The following is a 14,149-nucleotide window of genomic DNA, read 5'->3' as shown; positions in this document are numbered from 1 at the left end:
GAACGTCTGCACCGGGCCTTTGGTGGAGCAAATGACGGTTATCGTTAGCTGGCTAAGTTAACCCACCGTTAACAAAAAAGCCCTGCACTTTTTGTTCAGTGCAGGGCTTTGGATACCGACCTGAAGCGTAGCCTCAATAGCGGTTCGGCTCCATTTCCAGTTCGACATTGAAACGTTCGGCAATATCTTTCTGGATGCGTTGCGCCAGCTCCAGCAATTGCAGACCGGTCGCGGTGCCGTAGTTGACCAGCACCAGCGCCTGCAATTTATGCACGCCAGCATCGGCCTCACGGAAACCCTTCCAGCCAGCACGCTCAATCAACCAGCCGGCGGCCAGTTTCATCTGCCCGTCCGCTTGCGCATAGGCCACCAGATCCGGGTGCTGCGCCTTGATCTGCTCGACCAGCGCGGCCGACACCAGCGGATTCTTGAAGAAACTGCCGGCATTACCGAGCACCGCCGGATCCGGCAGCTTTTCGCTGCGGATACTGCAGATCGCGCGGCTGACGTCGCTGGGTGTCGGTTGCTCGATGCCTTGCTCGGTCAGGCGCTGACGCACCGGGCCGTATTCCAGATGCAGATGCGCAACACGATCAAGTTTGAAGCGCACCCGCAGGATCAGCCAACGCCCCGGCTGCTGCTTGAACAGGCTGTCGCGGTAGGCGAAGTTGCATTCTTCCAGGCTGAAGTCGCGCAGCTCGCCGGTCTGGCGATCCAGCGCGGTCAGTCCGGCGAACACATCCTTGATCTCGACGCCGTAGGCGCCGATGTTCTGCATCGGCGCCGCGCCAACAGTGCCGGGGATCAGGCTGAGGTTTTCCAGACCGGAAAAACCCAGCGCCAGCGTGTGCTGCACGAACGGATGCCACGGCTCACCGGCTTCAGCCTCGATCACCACGTGGTTGCCGTCGTCGCTGATCAGCCGAATGCCACGACTGGCCATGCGCAGCACCAGTGCCGGGATGTCTGCGGTCAGCAGCAGGTTGCTGCCGCCGCCGATCACCAGCAACGGCAGATCATGGGCAGTCGCATAGGCAAGGGCTTCGCGCACGTCGGCGTCGCTGTGGGCCTCGGCGAACAACTGCGCACGCACATCCACGCCAAAACTGTTGAACGGTTTCAGCGAAATCTGGGGCTGCACTTGCAAACTCATAACCGGCCCTTCACTTCGATCAACAGTTGGTCACAGGCTGCTTCAATCAGATCCAGTACCTGCTCGAAGCCCTGATCGCCGTCGTAGTACGGATCCGGCACTTCATCGACCACACCGGCATAACGGCGCAGGAACAGGTCCAGTTCGGCCTTGCCAGTGGACGGTTGCAGCGCCTTGAGGTTGCGCAGGTTGCTGTTGTCCATGGCCAGAATCAGGTCGTAACTGGCGAAATCGGCGCGGCTGACCTGCTGCGCGCGTTGCGCCGACAGGTCATAACCACGCACTTTGGCTGCAGCCTGGCTGCGCTTGTCCGGCGGATTGCCGACGTGCCAGTCACCGGTGCCGGCGGACGCCACTTCGACCTGATCCGCCAGCCCCGCTTCGCGCAATTTGTGGCGCAGCACGCCTTCAGCGGTGGGCGAACGGCAGATGTTGCCCAGGCACACGAACAGAATGCGCATCAGGCCTCCAGCAGGCGACGAACGCGCTCGAGGTCTTCAACGGTGTCGACGCCGGTTGGCGGCGCGATCAACGCGTCGGCGACATGAATCCGCACGCCATGCCACAAGGCACGCAGTTGTTCGAGGGATTCAGTGTTTTCCAGCCAGCACGGGCCCCAGCTCACGAAGTCCTGAAGGAAGCCTGCGCGGTAGGCATAAATGCCGATGTGGCGACGATACGGCACGCTTTCCGGCAACTGCTCGCGGCTCTTGGCGAAGGCATCGCGGGCCCACGGCAAAGTCGCGCGACTGAAGGTCAGCGCCAGGCCGTTGAGGTCGCTGACGACCTTGACCACGTTCGGGTTGAACAGGGTTTCGACGTTTTCGATCGGCTCGGCCAGGGTGGCCATGCGCGCTTCGGTGTGGGCGGAGAGGTTGGCGGCAACCTGATCGATCACGCTTGGCGGGATCAGCGGCTCGTCACCCTGCACGTTGACCACGATCGCGTCAGGCTCGAGGCCCAGTTTGGCGGCGACCTCAGCTAGACGATCGGTGCCGGAATTGTGATCTTCACGGGTCAGCACCACTTCCGCGCCGAACGCCTTGCAGGCTTCGACGATGCGCGCATCGTCAGTCGCGACGACCACACGGCTGGCGCTGCTTTTGCTCGCCTGCTCCCAGACATGCTGAATCATCGGCTTGCCGGCGATATCCAGCAGCGGTTTGCCCGGCAAGCGGGTCGAGGCGTAACGCGACGGGATGACAACGGTGAAAGCAGTGGTCATTTATCCAGACGCTCGTCAGTGGTCAGAGTGCGCGCTTCGCTTTCGAGCATCACCGGGATGCCGTCGCGGATCGGATAGGCCAGACCGGCGCCCTTGCTGATCAGTTCGGTCTTGTCGGCGCTGAGCTTGAGCGGGCCTTTGCAGATCGGGCACGCGAGGATGTCGAGCAATTTGGTGTCCATGAACATTCCCTGGATAAAGAGTTAAGGCAAAAGACGATCGGGCAACAGGCGCATCAACTGGGTGTCGAACCAGGCCACGAAGGCCGGTGACGGCACGGCATCGACCGCCAGATACCACCAGTCGTCTGCTGCGAAGGCACGGCACTTCACCGCGTCCTTTTCGGTCATCACCAACGGCAATGACGGTGTGAAATTCAAGGCCTGCACGCTGTATTCGGCGTGGTCGGCAAACGCATGGGGGACTGCTCGCCAGTCTAGCGCTTCGAGGGTATTGAAGAAACGTTGCGGATTGCCGATCCCGGCCACCGCGTGCACCGATTGACCGGGCGCAAAATGCGCCAGCGGCTTGCGCGCGCCACTGCGCAGATTGACCAGTGCGGTCGGTTGCAGGTGAAAGGCAAAACCGTCTTCACGATCCGCAGTGGAACCGTTGAACAGCACGCCATCGACGCTTTGCAGGCGCTCGATCGGCTCGCGCAACGGACCGGCCGGCAGGCAGCGCTTGTTGCCCAAACCACGGGCAGCGTCGATCAGCACCAGCTCCAGATCCCGCGCCAAGCGGTAATGCTGCATGCCATCATCGGAGAGGATCAGGTCCAGCGGCTCACTGGCGAGCAAGGCTTTGACCGCTGCGCTGCGATCAGGGTCGATCATCAGCGGCACGCCGGTGCGCTGCACGATCAACAGCGGTTCATCGCCGGCGACGTCGGCGCTCTGCTCGGCGGTGACCCGCCACGGCAGTTGCGGCGGTTTGGCGCCGTAACCGCGACTGACCACGCCAACCCGCAGACCGGCGCGTCGGCAATGCTCGATCAGCCACAGGATCATCGGTGTCTTGCCGGTGCCGCCGACGGTGATGTTGCCGACCACGATCAACGGCACCGGTGGCTGATAGATCTGGCCTTCACCGTCGAGAAAGCGCTGACGCTTGTTGACCACCACACGGCGATAGAGCATTTCCAGCGGCCGCAGCAGCGTCAGGGCCGGATGCCCCTGATACCACGCGGCGAGCAATCGATCGGACAGGCTCATCAGGATTTGGGCGCCGCCTCGACCGTGGTCATGCGCAGATGGCTGAAACCGAGCTTGCCGGCCGCGTCCATGGCGGTGATCACCGATTGGTGTTGGGTCTTGCCGTCGGCGCTGATCGACAACGGCATGTTGGTGTCACCGTTGGCTTCTTTCTGCATGGCTTCCATCAGGGTCGCCAGGTCGTTTTTCGGCAGAATCTTGTTGTTCACCGAGAACACGCCTTCGGCGCTGATCGCGACATCCAGTTGCTTGAGCTGCTGGTCTTCGGCGGGCGAACCGCTGACCGATTCCGGCAGATCGACGCGCAACTGTGTCTCGCGGGTGAAGGTGGTGGTCACGACGAAAAACAGCAACAGGATGAACACCACGTCGATCAGCGACGCGAGGTTGATGTCGATCGTTTCCCGGGGTTTGCGACGGAATTTCACGCTTTGTCCCCGGCCAGATCGACGTCACGGTCGCCCTGCACCACTTCGACCAGTTTGATCGCTTCCTGCTCCATGCCCACCACCAGCTCATCGATGCGGCGTTGCAGGAAACGGTGGAAGAACACCGACGGAATACCGACCATCAGGCCCGCCGCAGTGGTGATCAGTGCCTTGGAAATACCGCCGGCCAGGACCGAGGCGTTGGTGGTCATGCCGGAACCGGTGAAGGCGCTGAAAATGTCGATCATGCCCAGTACCGTGCCCAACAGGCCCAGCAACGGCGACATGGCAGCGATGGTGCCCAGCGCGTTGACGTAGCGTTCGAGCTCGTGAATCACCCGCGCGGCGGCTTCTTCGATGCACTCCTTCATGATCTCGCGACCATGCTTGGAGTTGGCCAGACCCGCGGCGAGGATTTCACCCAGCGGCGAGTTGGCGCGCAATTCCTTGAGCTTTTCTTTATTGAGCTGCTTGTCCTTGATCCAGACCCAGACCTGACCCAGCAGATGCTCGGGGGTGACGCGGCTGGCGCGCAGGGTCCACAGACGCTCGGCGACAATCGCCATGGCCGCGATGGAACTCAGAATGATCGGCAACATCATCCAGCCGCCGGATTTGACCAATTCCCACACAGTGACAGTCCCCTCGAAAAAGTGCGCCACTTTACCATACCGGTTGGCGATTAAGACCCGCTGCCCCGACGACCTGATGCCACATTCGGCGATCCCGCGATCAATGGTGTTTCAACGCCAGAAACGCCGTTGTTGACGCATCAGCCACGGCGCCTGAAAGCTGCCCAGGCGCAGTTGAATGGCGCCGTGCTGCGCGCTGTCGTAGATGCGCAGCCCTTGCTGGCGATAACGCGCGAGCACCAGCGGGTGCGGATGACCGAACGAATTGCCCTGCCCCCGGGAGATCAGCACCGAATGCGGACGTAATGCCCGCAGCAAAGCCATCGAAGAGGAACTGCGGCTGCCATGGTGCGGCGCTTGCAGCCAGTGCGTCGGCAGCGCCAACGGACTTTCCAGCAAAACCCGTTCGGCAGCCGTGTCGATATCGCCGGTCAGCAGCAGCCGCTCGCCATTGGCCTCGATCTGCAACACGCAAGAGCGCTGATTGCTGTCATGGGCTGCCGACCATTGCCACAGCTGAAAACTGACCCCGTCCCACTGCCATTGACGCCCGCTTTCACAGGCTTCGGCTTGCAGGATGGCGGGCAGGCCCGGCGGATCGCCACTGATCACCCGCGTCACTTTCAGCCCCCGCGATACCGCCAGCGCACCACCGGCGTGGTCGGCGTCGGCATGACTGAGCAGCATCAGGTCGATGCGGTTGACCCCCAGTTTGTGCAGCGCCGGCAGCACCACCCGCTCCCCCAGATCGAAATCGCCGAAGCGTGGACCGGCGTCGTAGAGCAACGCGTGATGACGCGTGCGGATCAGGATCGCCAGGCCCTGACCGACATCGAGCTGCCAGACATCGGCCAGTCCATCGGCCACTCGCTCGCGCGGCGGCGCCAGCAGAATCAACAGCAACGGCCAGCCCAACGGTCGCAAAGGCACCCCGCGCGGCAACAGCAACAGCAAGGCGCCGAGACTGCCGAGCAGCAAAACCCACCACGGCAACGACGGCGAGATCCACGCCGGCCAGGCCCCGGCGATCAGCGACAAGCCGCGAAACAGCCAGTCGATCAAACCACCGGCCAGCCACAACAAGCCTGCACCGACGTAAGGCACCGGCAACAACAGCGTGCCGAGCAGTGCCGGTGGCAGCACCAGCAGACTGACCCATGGCACCGCGAGCAGATTTGCCAATGGCCCGCTGACGCTGATCGGCAGGCTCAGCGCCAGCAACACCGGGCACAGACCCAGCGCAATCAGCCATTGCGCGCGGGTCCAGGTCTGCCACCATTTCCACGCGCCGAGTCGCCCGCCGAAGGTGAAAATCAAAATCCCCACCGCGGCGAACGACAGCCACAAACCCGGACGCAAACTGGCTAACGGGTCGAGCAACAGCAACGCATCGAATGCCAGCAACAGCGGCCACCACGCGCCGAGATGGCGAAAGCGCAGGCGCCACAACAACATCAGCCCAACCATCACGCAGGCCCGTTGCACCGGCACATCAAACCCGGCGAGCAAGCCGTAACCGAGCGCCGCGGCAAACGCCAGCCCACAGGCCCATGGCAGCCATGGCCAGCGCAGCGGCCACCAGCCGTAGCGCGCCAGCCCGGCGACCAACAGATAGATGACCGCCGCCAACATCCCGATGTGTTGACCGGAAATCACCAGCAGATGCACGGTGCCGGTGTCCTGCAGGATCTGCCAATCCTCGCGACTGAGCCCGGAGCCGTCGCCGAGCACCAGCGCCGCCAATGCACCGCCCCGGCCTTGGGCATCGACTGCCATCAAGCGCTGACGAATGCTGTCGCGCCATGCCCAGTTTGCCTCGGCCAGGCGCTGACCATCCTTGATCGTGCCGGTCGCGCCGATGCGTTGCGCCAACAGCCAGGCTTCGTAATCGAAGGCGTCGGGATTGAGCAAACCACCGGGGCGCCTGAGCTTCACCGCCAGGCGCCAGCGCTCACCGCTGTTGAGCGGCGGCCCGGCGTACCACGCCAGACGCATCAACGACGGCAATTTTTCGTGTCGCGAGCGGGCATCGGCCAACTCGAACCGCACCACGCCCTCGCTGGTTTGCGGCAAACCGACCACCCGCCCCTCAACCCAACGGGTTTCGCCGTCAAGCGCTTCAGGCAGGCGATCATTCAACGCCCCCTGCGCACTGACGCACGCCCAGGTGAAACCGAACAGCAGAAACGCCACGGGATAGCTGCGAAACGGCAGCAACATCAGTCCCACCAACGGCAACAACATCATCAACCCGACCGGCGGTAAAACCGGCAAAAAAACCGGAACCAGCAGACCGACTGCCAGCGCCATCATCCCTGTGCGCATAAGCCCGTCCTTGAGAGTTCCTGCATTAGGGGTAGCTGGTATGAGGGCGGGTCGTCGTCAACAATTGTCACAAAGTCTGAATGGGCGCTTCGTAGAATCCAGACATACTTGCCGCCTTAACCGACCGAGAAGCCTTATGCCCCGGCGCTTATTCAAACGTTACATGCCCGACCCGACGAGCATCAGGGAACACAAATCCTTACGCTTTCTCGGCAAGTTGCTGCATGACCCGAACCTCTGGCACCTCAATCGGCACTCGGTGGCCCGGGCGATGGCCGTCGGCCTGTTCGCCGCGTTCCTGCCGATTCCGGCGCAGATGCTGGTGGCGGCGGCACTGGCGATCACCGTGCGCGGCAACATGCCGATTGCCGTCAGCCTCGTGTGGCTGACCAACCCGATCACCATGCCGGCGGTGTTTTTCTGTACTTATCAGGCCGGAGCCTGGTTGATGAATGTGCCCGCCCGCACCCTGCCCGATTCGTTGACCTGGGAATGGATCAGCGGAGAGTTGTCGACCATGTGGCAACCGTTTTTGCTGGGGTCGGTAGTGTGTGGATTGATACTTGGCATCCTCGCTTACTTCACGGTGATGCTGTATTGGCGCTGGTGGGTGGCGCGGCAATGGGCGCGGCGCAAGAAAAGCCGCAAATCTTGAATGCAAAACGGCCTCCGCAGTGGGAGGCCGTTTTTTTGTAGCGTCTGAATAGGCCCCATCGCGAGCAGGCTCACTCCTACATTGGAACGCGCCCTTCTGTAGGAGTGAGCCTGCTCGCGATGGCAGCGACGCGGTTTCGGATCAGGTCCGCATCCCGCGCCCACTCACCAGCAACCGCGCACAACCGAGGTACAACACCACCGTCGCCACCAGCATGAAGGTGATCGCGATGCCGATGCGGATATCCGACACCCCGAGAATGCCGTAACGGAAGGCATTGACCATATGCAGCACCGGGTTGGCCAGCGACACGGTCTGCCAGAACGGCGGCAGCAAGGTGATCGAGTAGAACACGCCACCGAGGTAAGTCAGCGGGGTCAGCACAAACGTCGGGATGATCGAAATGTCATCGAAGTTGCGCGCAAACACCGCGTTGATGAAGCCCAGCAGCGAGAAGATCGTCGCGGTCAAGATCACCACCAGCAAGGTCACGCCGAGGTGATGCACCTGCAGATGGGTGAAGAACAGCGACAGAATGGTCACGATCACCCCGACCATCAAGCCACGCAGCACGCCGCCAATGGTGAAGCCGATCAGAATCGTGTGCGGCGACACCGGCGAGACCATCAGTTCCTCGATGGAACGCTGGAACTTGCTGCCGAAGAAACTCGAGACCACGTTGCCGTAGGAGTTGGTGATCACCGACATCATGATCAGCCCCGGCACGATGTACTCCATGTAACTGAAGCCACCCATGCCGCCAATCTGCTTGCCGATCAGGTTACCGAAGATCACGAAGTACAGAACCATGGTGATCGCCGGCGGCAGCAGGGTCTGCGGCCAGATCCGCGTGAAGCGTTTGACCTCGCGATAAACGATGGTCTGGAGGGCGACGAGGTTGGGGCGGAACTCGGAACTCATACCGCCACCTTCGACAGATTCTTCTCTACCAGAGACACGAACAGCTCCTCGAGGCGATTGGTTTTGTTACGCAGGCTCAGCACTTCGATGTTCTGCTGCGCCAATTGGGTGAACAGCGCGGTGATGCCCATGGATTTGTCGACCTGGACTTCCAGGGTATGGCCGTCGAGCAACCGAGCGGGATAGCCGATCAATTGCGGCGCGGCGTGCAAGTCGTTTTTCAGATCCAGCAGGAAGGTCTCGACATGCAACTGGCCCAGCAGCTGTTTCATGCTGGTGTTCTCGACAATGGTGCCGTGGTCGATGATGCCGATGTTGCGGCACAGCTGCTCAGCCTCTTCCAGATAGTGCGTGGTGAGGATGATGGTGATGCCTTTCTGGTTCAGCTCGGTGAGGAACGTCCACATCGAGCGACGCAGTTCGATGTCGACGCCAGCGGTCGGCTCATCGAGGATCAGCAGGCGCGGCTCATGCACCAGGGCGCGGGCAATCATCAGTCGGCGTTTCATGCCGCCGGACAGCGAACGCGACGGCACATCGCGCTTGTCCCACAGGCCGAGCTGGGTCAGATACTGCTCGGCGCGCTCCTTGGCGATCTTCGCCGGGATGCCGTAGTAACCGGCCTGGGTCACGACGATGTCGAAAGTCTTTTCGAACTGGTTGAAGTTGAATTCCTGGGGCACCACACCGATCGAGCGCTTGAGCGCGGCGGGGTTCTTGTCCAGGTCATGACCGAAGATATTCACCGTGCCGCTGGTCTTGTTGACCAGGGTCGAGAGAATGCCGATGGTCGTGGATTTGCCGGCGCCGTTGGGGCCGAGCAAGGCGAAAAAATCACCTTCGGCGACGTCCAGATCGATACCACTCAAGGCCTGGAACCCGTTGCCGTAGGTTTTGGTTAGCTGCCGGATGGACAGAGCGGAACTCATATCGGATTTACGCACCAAGATGGGAAGAAAAGGAAAGATTGGGCCGGGCGGCGAACAAAACAACCACGGCGCATGAGCGCAATGGTGCTTGCCGCCGCCACACAAGTACAGTCAAGAGTGTCGATAGTTATTATCAAGTCAACGCGGTCATGACTGCTTTCTGATAGGCCGGACGCTGCTTCAGCCGTGCGTACCAAGCCTGCAGATGCGGCTGCGCGGCACGTTCGATGGGCATCTCGAACCAGGCATAAATGAAACTGCCCAGCGGAATATCGCCCATGCCGATTTCGCTGCCGGACAGGTACGGCTGGCTGGCGAGGGCCTGATCGGCCATGGCCAGCAGCGCGGTGCATTCCTTGATTGCGGCGTTGATCGCCGGCCAGTCCTGCTGGTCCGCTGGGGTACGCAATACGCCCCAGAACACGGTGCGGAACGGCCCGGCAAAACTCGAGGTGGTCCAATCCATCCACTTGTCCGCGATGGCCCGGGCTTGCAGGTCTGCCGGATACCAGGCGCTATTTGGTGCATGCCTGGCCAGCAGGTATCGCACGATGGCATTCGATTCCCACAGCACGAAGCCGTCATCCTCGATCACCGGCACCCGGCCGTTCGGGTTCATCGCCCGGTATTCAGGCGTGTCGACCACACCGAAGGCGCCACCGGCGTCAATCGCCTCGTAGGCCAGGCCCAGCTCCTCGGCGGCCCACAGCGGCTTCCTGACATTCGATGAGTTTTTCCGTCCCCAGATCTTCAGCATGACCGCCTCTTTTCCAATGCGTGGGCAGGCAGCATACGCCGGATCAGACCCGACTCAAATCACTCTGCATATCGCCCAAGACCTTCGCCTGATGTTCGCCGAACAGATGCGGGTAGCACTTTTCCAGGTGTTCGAAAAAGAATCGCTCCGGCACATCGGCGAACTGGCCGTGATCGACCAGATATTCCATCAGCAGCGCGCCGTCACGGTTGTACGGGTGGAAAACGCTGTCATTGATCCCGTCAAAGTCCAATGGTGCGACGTTGAACAGTTCGCAGAGTTGCTGGTTGAAGGCCGGCGTGGCCTTGACCCAGCGCTCGTTGAGGAACAGCTCGGTGTAGCCGTGCATGGCAAACACATCGCTGCGCAGCAGTTCCAGCAGACGCGGGGTCGACAGGTGATTCTTGACGTCGGCCAGACCGATGCGTGCGGGAATGCCGCAATGTCGCGCACACCCGGCCAGCAACGTGGCCTTGGGCACGCAATAGCTTTCCCCGGCCGCCAGCGCATGACTGCCGCACAGGGTCTGTGGGTCGAGGCTGAAGGTATACGGGTTGTAGCGCACCGCTTCACGCACGGCGTAATAGAGACTGATCGCCTGCGCGAGCGGGTCGCGGCTGGCACCGCGGTGTTGTTCGGCGAACTCCACCACCGCCGGGTGGTCACTATCGATGAAGCTGCCGGGGCTCAGATACTCGTGCATGACGATGTTCTCCTGGGTGAGCCCCGAGTCTAGCGACAGCTCAAGCACAGAGATAACGACGTTTCGGCCAAACATGGACGCAAAGACGCGGGAGCGGCGAACGATTTCCCACGGGTGTTGCCCACCGAACCTACGAAAACCATCCGGGGTTTCCCACGAGTTCAATCACCATGTTCTGACCACCCCGTTTTACAGATGCCGTCTAAGCTCTGGAGGGTCGGTTTGCCTTGGTTCACGGAGGATTACATATGCTGTTGTTGTGGATACTGGTTCTGATCGTCGGTGTGGCGTATCTCGCCCACCGCCGCATCGCCCCCCTGCCCGCGTTGGGTATCGTCGCCGTATACCTGCTGGCGATGGGCATTTTCAGCCATGCCCCGGGCTGGTTGCTGTTGGTGTTCTGGGTCGTGCTCGCAGCGGTTGCCGCGCCTTTGCTGCTGCCCGACCTGCGCCGCAAACACTTCACCGCGCCGCTGTTCAACTGGTTCCAGAAAACCCTGCCGCCGATGTCGCAGACCGAACGCGATGCGATCGATGCCGGTACCGTGTGGTGGGACGGTGAACTGTTCAGTGGCCGTCCGGACTGGGACAAGCTGCTGTCCTATCCAAAAGCGCAACTGAGCGAAGAGGAACAAGCCTTCATCGACGGCCCCACCGAAGAACTCTGCGCGATGGTCACTGACTGGCAGATCGGCCAGTCGATGGATCTGCCACCCGAAGCCTGGAGCCACATCAAGGAGCACGGTTTCTTCGCCCTGATCATTCCCAAGGAGTTCGGCGGCAAGGGCTTTTCCGCCTACGCCCACTCGCAAGTGGCGATGAAACTCGCGACCCGCAGCGGCGACCTCGCCTCCACCGTGATGGTGCCCAACTCCCTCGGCCCGGCCGAACTGCTGCTGCATTACGGCACCGATGAGCAACGCAACCACTACCTGCCGCGGCTGGCCCGTGGCGACGACATTCCGTGCTTCGCCCTCACCGGCCCACTGGCCGGTTCCGATGCCGGCGCCATGCCGGACACCGGGATCATCTGCAAAGGTGAATGGGAAGGCCAGGAAGTCATCGGTCTGCGCCTGAACTGGGAAAAACGCTACATCACCCTCGGCCCGGTCGCGACCCTGCTCGGTCTGGCCTTCAAGGCCTATGACCCGGAGCATCTGCTGGGCGACAAGGAAGATCTCGGCATCAGTCTGGCGCTGATTCCTACCGATACACCGGGTGTGGAAATCGGCCGTCGTCACCTGCCACTGGGTGCAGCGTTCATGAACGGCCCGAACTCGGGCAAAGACGTGTTCATCCCGCTGGACTACCTCATCGGTGGCCAGGAAATGCTCGGCAAGGGCTGGATGATGCTGATGAACTGCCTGTCGGTCGGGCGTTCGATCTCGCTGCCGGCAGTCGGCACTGGCGCGGCCAAATTCACCAGTCTGGTGACCGGTCAATACGCGCAGATACGTGAGCAGTTCAACGTCCCGCTGTCGGCCTTCGAAGGCATTCAGGAAGCCATGGCACGCATCGGCGGCAACGCCTGGATGATGGACGCCGCGCGCATGCTCACCGCCAACGCGGTGGATCTGGGCGAGAAACCGTCGGTGCTGTCGGCGATCCTCAAGTATCACCTGACCGAACGCGGCCGCGAGTGCATCACCCACGCCATGGACGTGCACGGCGGCAAGGCGATCATCATGGGTCCGAACAACTACCTGGGGCGCAGCTGGAACGGCGCACCGATCTTCATCACCGTGGAAGGCGCGAACATCCTCTCGCGCAACCTGATGATCTTCGGTCAGGGCGCCATTCGTTGCCATCCGTTCGTCCTCAAGGAAATGGCCCTCGCCGGCCGCGAAGACAAAGAACAGGCACTGAAAGAATTCGATGGCCTGCTGCTCAAGCACATCGGTTTTGCCGTCGGCAACGCCGCCAGCACCCTGGTGCTGAACCTGGGCTTCGGCCACTTCGAACATGCACCCGGGGACAGGATCAGTCAGGGCTACTTCCGCGCACTCAATCGGCAGGCAGCGGCATTTGCCATGCTGGCCGACTTCAGCATGATGCTGCTGGGTGGCGAACTGAAGCGCCGGGAACGCCTGTCCGCACGTCTTGGCGATGTGTTGAGCAACCTGTATCTGGCCTCCGCTGCGCTCAAGCGTTATCACGACCTGGATTCGCCGGCGCATATGGAGCCGCTGTTCCGTTGGGCCATGGAAGAAAGCCTCGGCCAGTCGGAGCGGGCACTGGATGAGCTGCTGAGCAACTTCCCGAACAAAGTGTTTGGCTGCCTGCTGCGGGTGATCGTGTTCCCGTTCGGCCGTCGCCATAAAGGCCCGTCGGACAAGCTCGGCGCCGAAGTGGCAGCTGTTATTGGTCGCGCCAAAGGTGATCCGACTCTCGAAGAACTGCTCGCCGGCTGCTATCGCCCGCAGTCCGCCGACGATGCCGTCGGTGCCCTGCAACACGCCAGCGATCTGCTGAATGCCGCCCAACCGCTGCACAAAAAACTGCACACCTCGCTCAAGAGCGGTCAGGTCAAACCGGTGGCTGGCGAACACGCCATCGACGCCGCACTGGAGGCCGGGGTGTTGCAACCGCAGGAAGCACAGACCCTGCGCGATGCCGAAGCGGCACGGCGCAAGGTGATCGACGTCGATGATTTCGACAAGGAAGAGCTGAAGCAGGCTGAGGGCAAAGTCCGCTGATGCCGACGACCGTGTAGCTGTTTATTTGTGAAAAACGGGCACGAGAGCTTTATACTCCCGCGCCCGTTTTGCTCTTGAGGACTTATCTCGTGTCCAACGTCGTTGCCGATCATCTGGTTTTGCTCGACCATCTGCGCAGTATCCTGGTCGCCGTAGGTGAGGCCGAACAGGTTCCCGAAGAAAGCCATGCCTTGTTCCTGGAGCGCTTTGACGAACTACTGGCCTCCCTGCCGATCGACCCGATCGAAAGCCAGTACCTGGGTCAGGACATCCTGACCCAAGTGATTACCCGCTATCCGCAAATTGCCCACCTGATCCCGCGGGATCTGCTGTGGTTCTTCGCTGGTGACTGCCTGCACTACTTGTCTGATGAAGAAATCGACCTGTATCAGGCACTGGAAGAACGTCGCTACGAAGCCGAACAGAACGACGAACCGTTCGACTGGAATCAGGAAAAACAGTTGCTGGCGATGTCTGCCCAGGACAGCAAGCACTAAGCGTCCAAAGATCA

The 14,149-nt window shown here is 61.4% G+C and carries 15 protein-coding genes; 3 read left to right on the top strand and 12 right to left on the bottom strand.

Features of this window, described 5'->3' with window-relative positions; all coding sequences use genetic code 11:
- Positions 1-133: 133 nt before the first annotated feature.
- From murB to M0808_RS06840, 8 genes are all read right to left on the bottom strand, one after another.
- The gene (murB, locus tag M0808_RS06875) at positions 134-1,153 is read right to left on the bottom strand and encodes a UDP-N-acetylmuramate dehydrogenase (RefSeq protein WP_247840445.1); all 1,020 of its coding nucleotides are present in this window, start codon (positions 1,151-1,153) and stop codon (positions 134-136) included.
- On the bottom strand, positions 1,150-1,614 hold the full coding sequence (locus M0808_RS06870; RefSeq protein WP_247840443.1) for a low molecular weight protein-tyrosine-phosphatase: 465 nt from the start codon (positions 1,612-1,614) through the stop codon (positions 1,150-1,152). The genes murB and M0808_RS06870 overlap by 4 nt, the downstream gene beginning before the upstream one ends.
- Positions 1,614-2,378, bottom strand: coding sequence for a 3-deoxy-manno-octulosonate cytidylyltransferase (gene kdsB, locus M0808_RS06865; protein ID WP_247840441.1), 765 nt, complete (start codon positions 2,376-2,378; stop codon positions 1,614-1,616). The genes M0808_RS06870 and kdsB overlap by 1 nt, the downstream gene beginning before the upstream one ends.
- Positions 2,375-2,560, bottom strand: a complete 186-nt coding sequence (locus tag M0808_RS06860; RefSeq protein WP_003174668.1) for a Trm112 family protein — start codon at positions 2,558-2,560, stop codon at positions 2,375-2,377. The genes kdsB and M0808_RS06860 overlap by 4 nt, the downstream gene beginning before the upstream one ends.
- A 21-nt stretch (positions 2,561-2,581) precedes the next feature.
- Entirely contained in the window at positions 2,582-3,592 is a 1,011-nt protein-coding gene (gene lpxK / locus M0808_RS06855; RefSeq protein WP_247840439.1) for a tetraacyldisaccharide 4'-kinase, read from the bottom strand.
- Complete coding sequence (locus tag M0808_RS06850; protein WP_027612340.1) at positions 3,592-4,020, bottom strand: biopolymer transporter ExbD; 429 nt, start codon at positions 4,018-4,020, stop codon at positions 3,592-3,594. The genes lpxK and M0808_RS06850 overlap by 1 nt, the downstream gene beginning before the upstream one ends.
- On the bottom strand, positions 4,017-4,652 hold the full coding sequence (locus M0808_RS06845; RefSeq protein WP_003227083.1) for a MotA/TolQ/ExbB proton channel family protein: 636 nt from the start codon (positions 4,650-4,652) through the stop codon (positions 4,017-4,019). Before M0808_RS06845 ends, M0808_RS06850 begins: the two co-directional genes overlap by 4 nt.
- 111 nt (positions 4,653-4,763) lie before the next feature.
- Positions 4,764-6,977, bottom strand: a complete 2,214-nt coding sequence (locus M0808_RS06840; RefSeq protein ID WP_247840437.1) for a DNA internalization-related competence protein ComEC/Rec2 — start codon at positions 6,975-6,977, stop codon at positions 4,764-4,766.
- A gap of 136 nt (positions 6,978-7,113) precedes the next feature.
- Here M0808_RS06840 and M0808_RS06835 point away from each other — a divergent pair, with 136 nt between their 5' ends.
- On the top strand, positions 7,114-7,632 hold the full coding sequence (locus M0808_RS06835; protein WP_098965042.1) for a DUF2062 domain-containing protein: 519 nt from the start codon (positions 7,114-7,116) through the stop codon (positions 7,630-7,632).
- 141 nt (positions 7,633-7,773) lie between these two features.
- Here the strand turns inward: M0808_RS06835 and M0808_RS06830 are convergent, their stop codons facing one another.
- From M0808_RS06830 to M0808_RS06815, 4 genes are all read right to left on the bottom strand, one after another.
- A complete protein-coding gene (locus M0808_RS06830; protein WP_098965044.1) occupies positions 7,774-8,553 on the bottom strand; it encodes an ABC transporter permease in 780 nt (259 codons plus the stop codon).
- Positions 8,550-9,482 (bottom strand): ABC transporter ATP-binding protein, encoded by a 933-nt coding sequence (locus M0808_RS06825; protein ID WP_027612335.1) that lies wholly within the window; start codon positions 9,480-9,482, stop codon positions 8,550-8,552. Before M0808_RS06825 ends, M0808_RS06830 begins: the two co-directional genes overlap by 4 nt.
- Positions 9,483-9,615: 133 nt before the next feature.
- On the bottom strand, positions 9,616-10,239 hold the full coding sequence (locus M0808_RS06820) for a glutathione S-transferase (RefSeq protein WP_027612334.1): 624 nt from the start codon (positions 10,237-10,239) through the stop codon (positions 9,616-9,618).
- Positions 10,240-10,282: 43 nt separating this feature from the next.
- Positions 10,283-10,942, bottom strand: coding sequence for a transglutaminase family protein (locus M0808_RS06815; RefSeq protein WP_247840435.1), 660 nt, complete (start codon positions 10,940-10,942; stop codon positions 10,283-10,285).
- A gap of 248 nt (positions 10,943-11,190) precedes the next feature.
- On the opposite strand from M0808_RS06815, the gene M0808_RS06810 reads away from it, so the two are divergent.
- Entirely contained in the window at positions 11,191-13,638 is a 2,448-nt protein-coding gene (locus tag M0808_RS06810; RefSeq protein WP_247840433.1) for an acyl-CoA dehydrogenase, read from the top strand.
- Between the two features lie 89 nt (positions 13,639-13,727).
- A complete protein-coding gene (locus M0808_RS06805; protein WP_007967565.1) occupies positions 13,728-14,135 on the top strand; it encodes a PA2817 family protein in 408 nt (135 codons plus the stop codon).
- The last annotated feature ends 14 nt before the right edge of the window (positions 14,136-14,149 follow it).

Source organism: Pseudomonas sp. MWU12-3103b (genome assembly GCF_023100615.1).
Lineage (GTDB): Bacteria > Pseudomonadota > Gammaproteobacteria > Pseudomonadales > Pseudomonadaceae > Aquipseudomonas > Aquipseudomonas putida_A.
Note: the sequence above shows the minus strand (reverse complement) of the source record. Positions and strands in the feature narration are given on the sequence as shown.